This window comes from Streptomyces xingningensis, from assembly GCF_054957865.1.
Window position 1 is genome coordinate 1 of the sequence record NZ_JBDJPF010000131.1, and the last position, 4,547, is coordinate 4,547.

A 4,547-nucleotide genomic window follows, 5' to 3' on the forward strand; every position below is an offset into this window, starting at 1 on the left:
AACTCGCATGAGGCGATCCTGCCCGCGCGACCACTGGTCCCGCCACCTCACCGGCGGTCGGCACCACCACACGACCGAGTGAACTCACCCTGGTTTTTGATGACTTGCGTAAGAGCTCGCGCAGATTGGTGGCGTGGGGGACCCTGTAGCAAGACGGCACAGGTCCCGGTGATCATGGAGTTGCGACGCTCTGTGATCACTGGGGAGGCCCATGCCCGTCTTGCCATCATGGCTGACCGACCCGCTCTGGGACCAGTTCGCGGCGCTGCTGCCCGAGCGCCCGACGGTCGACCCGGCCCATCCGCTGGGGTGCCACCATCCCCGCATCAACGACCGGATCGTGTTCGACAAACTGCTGCAACTTCTCCGGTTCGGCTGCTCCTACCAGGGGATCGCTGACACGACGTGCTCCGCGACCACCATCCGCAACCGTCGCGACGAGTGGATCCGTCTCGGCGTCTTCGCCCAGCTCAAGCAGATCGCGCTCCAGTCCTACGACCGGATCATGGGGCCCGTGCTCGACCAGATCGCCATCGACGGCTCCATCACCAAGGCCCCTGGTGGCGGTGAGGTCGCCGGACGCTCACCGGTCGATCGCGGCAAACAGGGCTTGAAACGCTCAGATATGACGGATGGTTACGGAATCCCCCTCGGCAGGGTACTGGCCGCCGCGAACCGCCACGATTCACCGCCCGAAACCTGACTGGCGCATCGCGCACAAGGGCGTAAGGCGCCGATCCAGGCGAACCGGAGGTGGCACGTCGAGCGCACCCATGCCTGGCAGAACGCCTTCCACCGGCTCACCCTCTGCTACGAACGCCGCACCACCGTCGTCAACGCCTTCTTCGACCTCGCCGACACCATCATCACCGTCCGCAGCCTAACCCGACGTGCATGGACGACCCACCGCTGGGACGAACGAACCAACGGCCCTCCATGACCACACGCCCTGTCAGTACTCCGCCCGGCCCGCTTTGCCCAGCCGTGGGCCGAGACCGAAGTAATGGCGGAAGTTGTAGATCAGCGGGCTCCACACGGTCGGGTCGATATGGGAAGTGTCGTCGATGACGATGCCGGTGTCCGCGTGCACACGGACGGCCGTGGCTTCGACGATGACAAATTGATCCGACGCGTCGGGCCGCAGACTGCTGACCGTGGCCTCGATCTGTGCCGGGCACTCGGCAACCCTGGGCGGGCGCACCATCTCTGATGGTGTCGGGTGCCATCCGGCCGCGCCGAATTTGTCCGGTTCGAAGCGGCACGCAGCCGGTTTGCCGGCTGGGACCGGATCGGCGCCGGTGAGCAATGCGAGACGCTCGACCTGCTGCCACTGATCGGGCGACGGGAAGTTGATCACTAGTTCCGGTCGGGCCCGGAGGTTGTCGACGGTGTGGCCGTTCGCGCCGAGGCCGAGGAGGAAGACATCGCTCAGCGCCCACGCGGAGGAAATCGGCGCGAGATTCGCCGTGCCGTCTGCGTTCTCGGACGACAGGACAACGACGGGCGTGCCGAAGTACAGGATGCTGGGCGTGATGACGCGGTGCGCGTCCGGGGCTGTCAAGGTCATGGGCTCATCGTGCTGGCCGGACTGTTCGGTGCCGGCCGAACCGATGTGGGGGATAGTAAAGAGCATGAATGTTCGTGTGGACGCGGCCCCTGGACTGGCGTACCTGGCGGCGATCTTTGCCGATCGCACGCGGGCGTCGATGTGCGTGGCCCTGCTCAACGGACGTGCCTGGACCGCAGGCGAGCTGGCGCGATACGCCGGCGTCGCCCGCTCGACGGCCACCGAGCACCTGAACCTGCTCGTCGCCGCTGACGTACTCGCCGAGAAACGCCAGGGCAGGCACCGCTACCTACGGCTGGCCACCACCGACATCGCCGAACTGATCGAGACACTGGCCTCACACGCCCCACCCGTCGCCAAACACCCACGCACGCTGCGTACGGTGACGACACAAACGGCCCTGGCACGGGCCAGGACATGCTATGACCACATCGCCGGAACATTGGGCGTCGCGATCACCGACGCGATGACCAGCCAGGACATGCTCAGCCGCCACGACGGCTGGACGCTGACCACCACTGGTCTGACCTGGCTGCAGGAGGTGGGCGCGGACACTGAGGCACTGCGTCAAACACGCCGCCCGATGGTGCGCAGCTGCCTGGACTGGACCGAGCGCCGCCCGCACCTGGCAGGGGCCGCCGGGGCGGCCCTCTGCAACCGATTCTTCGCCACCGGATGGATCGAACGAATCGGGTCCGACCGCGCGATCCAACTCACCGCGACGGGCGAGGCCGCTCTGCTGGATCAACTCAACCTGCGCTGGAGCACGTCCGGCGGTTGACACAGCTCACCCGGCAGCCTCGAAATGGCAGCCATACAGACAGGGGAAACCCCACGAGCGCCACAGGCCCGCCCGTCCGCATCCAGGCCACCGCCACCCCTCCTATCTGCGCGTCCTCTTAAGTCACGAAGGTGGCCCCGCAAACCGGGCGAGTGCACGCGGCCCTCGGCGACGAGCGGCAGGCCGAGACGCACCTCAGTGCCGCTGACGAGCTCCTGGCGGACGGGCTCGGCGGCGACGTTCCCGAGTGGGTGAGCTATTTCGACGCTGCCGAACACGCCGGCGCCCGCGCGGTCTCCGCGCGCGACCTCGCTGGACTCGACCGGGGCCGCCGGGTGGCTCTCCAGCTGCGCAGACCCGGGTTCGACCGCGTGAAGGTCATGGACCGGGTCGGCCTTACCGCCGCGCTGTTCGACGGGGGCGCGACGGAGCGGGGCGCCGCAGCAGCTCATCAGGCACTCGACGACGCAGCCCGCGTCAACTCCACACTCGTCACCTCTCGGCTCAACACCCTGCTGGACGCCGCCCGCCCGTACGAGACTGCCTCGGTCGAGGACGTACGCACTCGGGCGAGAGAACTCGCCGCCGCCCGCCCGACCACGGTCGCGGCCTGACATCATCGAGCGCATGGGCAAGCATCGCCGACCCGGACCCCCGAACCAGCCATCCCGGGCTGTCCCGCACATGGACGCCGACGACCCGCTCGCCGCGTACACCAAACGCCGCCAACCGCCGATGAATCAGTACCGCCGCCACCGACCGGTCCACGGCGGGGCCAGCCACCTTCGCCGCGACGAGCCGCGGGTCCTGGAGGAGTGGGACGACTTTTCATACCAGGTGGTCGGCACCGCCGACAACCTCGCGGCGGCCCAAGAGTGGGTGAACGAACCCCAGACCGGCGACGACTCTGCCGCGTGATCACTGTCCTGTCTCATTGGATCTGGCTGTTACGAGCCCTGCGCGCGGCGGGCTGCCGCCAAGTGACCACCGCCCCCTACGTCCTGGCCCCCGGCCGCCTCCCGGACCGCATCGCGGCCGGAGCCCGAGCAGAGGCCGACGAATGTCCGCCTTTACCAGGTCGCATCGCACGTCCAACTGTCTCAAGGAGCTGACGCGGTGGCCGCTGCCCAGCACATCCCCGGCCCTGCCCGCGCTGCTCTCCCACGCGAACGCCGCGCCCACTACCTCGCCGACCTCGCCCGGGCGTACGCCCAAACCGGTCGCCGAGCGGAGGCGGTGGACACGTTGCTTGAGGCCGAGCAGGAAGCAGCTGAGGAAGTCCGCTGTCGGCCGCGGACCCGCGCGCTCGTCGAGGATCTGCGACTGCTCGGCTCAGGATCGGCCGAAGGGCGCTTGCGGGCGCTGGCCGAACGATGTGGACTGCCCGGATGACCAACCGGACCTTGTATCTGATCGCCTGCGCCGCCCCACCGGCCCGCCGGATCGACGTCGCCATCCGCGCCGCACAGGCCGCCGACTGGGATGTCTGCCTGATCCTGACCCCTTCGGCCTACCGGTGGGCCACCGAGGACGCCCACGGGGAAATCGACCGGCTGCACGAGCTGACCGGTCACCCCATCCGGCACCAGTACAAGTTGCCGTCGCAAGAGGACGTCCTGCCCGCACCGGATGCCATGCTCGTCGCCCCCTTGACCACGAACACCCTCAACAAGTGGGCGGCCGGAATCAGCGACACCCTTGCCTTGGGACTCATCACCGAGGGCATCGGCCTCGGGCTCCCCATCGTCGCCCTGCCGCACTGGAACGACGCCCAGGGGCTGCACCCTGCCGTGCCCCGCAACATCGAGACCCTGCGCACTGCGGGCGTCACCGTCCTGCTGGGCGAGGGCGCGTTCGTCCCTCACAAGCCAAGGCAGGGCAATCTCGACGCGTACCCGTGGCAGGTCGCCATCGGCGCTCTTCCGGCGTAGCCCGCTTACCGGCTACGACGTCGATCCGGAGGTGACGGAAAGCGATCCTGCCCGCGCGACCACTGGTCCCGCCACCTCACCGGCAGTCGGCGCAACCACACGACCGGGTGAACTCACCTCGATTTTGGGTGACTTGCGTTAATCACGAAGTACGGTCGGCATATTCCGCTGCTTCACAGCGAGCAAGCACGAAGCGGCCCCCGGAGGTGCCTCACACCACCCGAGGGCCTACACCACCAGGAGAAAAGAGCTCCCGCGATGCTGCGTC

General features: G+C 68.1%; 5 protein-coding genes and 1 pseudogene. 5 read left to right on the forward strand and 1 reads right to left on the reverse strand.

Annotated elements, in window-relative coordinates:
• The first annotated feature begins 211 nt into the window (after positions 1 to 211).
• Positions 212 to 940 (forward strand): annotated as a pseudogene (locus ABCR83_RS32190) (transposase).
• 12 nt (positions 941 to 952) lie between these two features.
• Here the strand turns inward: ABCR83_RS32190 and ABCR83_RS32195 are convergent.
• Positions 953 to 1,567, reverse strand: coding sequence for a flavin reductase family protein (locus tag ABCR83_RS32195; RefSeq protein WP_462698801.1), 615 nt, complete (start codon positions 1,565 to 1,567; stop codon positions 953 to 955).
• Between the two features lie 64 nt (positions 1,568 to 1,631).
• Here ABCR83_RS32195 and ABCR83_RS32200 point away from each other — a divergent pair, with 64 nt between their 5' ends.
• From ABCR83_RS32200 to ABCR83_RS32215, 4 genes are all read left to right on the forward strand, one after another.
• Positions 1,632 to 2,348 carry an ArsR/SmtB family transcription factor gene (locus tag ABCR83_RS32200; RefSeq protein WP_462698802.1) on the forward strand — a complete coding sequence of 239 codons (717 nt, stop codon included), beginning with the start codon at positions 1,632 to 1,634 and terminating at the stop codon, positions 2,346 to 2,348.
• Positions 2,349 to 2,479: 131 nt separating this feature from the next.
• Positions 2,480 to 2,962 (forward strand): hypothetical protein, encoded by a 483-nt coding sequence (locus ABCR83_RS32205; RefSeq protein WP_462698803.1) that lies wholly within the window; start codon positions 2,480 to 2,482, stop codon positions 2,960 to 2,962.
• 70 nt (positions 2,963 to 3,032) lie between these two features.
• Positions 3,033 to 3,266, forward strand: coding sequence for a DUF6087 family protein (locus tag ABCR83_RS32210; RefSeq protein WP_462698805.1), 234 nt, complete (start codon positions 3,033 to 3,035; stop codon positions 3,264 to 3,266).
• A 470-nt stretch (positions 3,267 to 3,736) separates the two neighbouring features.
• Positions 3,737 to 4,279 (forward strand): flavoprotein, encoded by a 543-nt coding sequence (locus ABCR83_RS32215; protein ID WP_462698806.1) that lies wholly within the window; start codon positions 3,737 to 3,739, stop codon positions 4,277 to 4,279.
• The last annotated feature ends 268 nt before the right edge of the window (positions 4,280 to 4,547 follow it).